The sequence below is a fragment of the Priestia sp. SIMBA_032 genome (assembly GCF_046535215.1).
GTDB lineage: Bacteria > Bacillota > Bacilli > Bacillales > Bacillaceae_H > Priestia > Priestia aryabhattai.
On record NZ_JAWRXD010000152.1, the window covers coordinates 1 to 441 of the forward strand.

Genomic DNA, 441 nt, shown 5'->3' on the forward strand with positions numbered 1-441 from the left:
GAGCCATTAGCTCAGTTGGTAGAGCATCTGACTTTTAATCAGAGGGTCGAAGGTTCGAGTCCTTCATGGCTCATTTTCATTTCTTGCGGGTGTGGCGGAATTGGCAGACGCGCTAGACTTAGGATCTAGTGTCTTTACGACGTGGGGGTTCAAGTCCCTTCACCCGCATCTTATTCATTTTATGTATTTAGCGGTCGTGGCGGAATGGCAGACGCGCTAGGTTGAGGGCCTAGTGGGGGCGACCCCGTGGAGGTTCAAGTCCTCTCGGCCGCACCAAAAAAAACTTTTCAAAAAGTGTTGACATAAGAAAATAGAAGTGATATTATAATAATGTCGCCAAAACAACGGCGGTAAACATCATAAGAAGCGCCCGTAGCTCAATTGGATAGAGCGTTTGACTACGGATCAAAAGGTTAGGGGTTCGACTCCTCTCGGGCGCGC

At 48.8% G+C, this 441-nt stretch carries 4 tRNA genes; all 4 read left to right on the plus strand.

Features of this window, described 5'->3' with window-relative positions:
- A tRNA-Lys gene (locus SB717_RS33760) sits at positions 1–73 on the plus strand.
- A 12-nt stretch (positions 74–85) separates the two neighbouring features.
- Positions 86–168 (plus strand) — tRNA-Leu (locus SB717_RS33765).
- Between the two features lie 22 nt (positions 169–190).
- Positions 191–276: transfer RNA gene (locus tag SB717_RS33770), tRNA-Leu, on the plus strand.
- Positions 277–366: 90 nt separating this feature from the next.
- Positions 367–440: transfer RNA gene (locus SB717_RS33775), tRNA-Arg, on the plus strand.
- Position 441 lies beyond the last annotated feature (1 nt).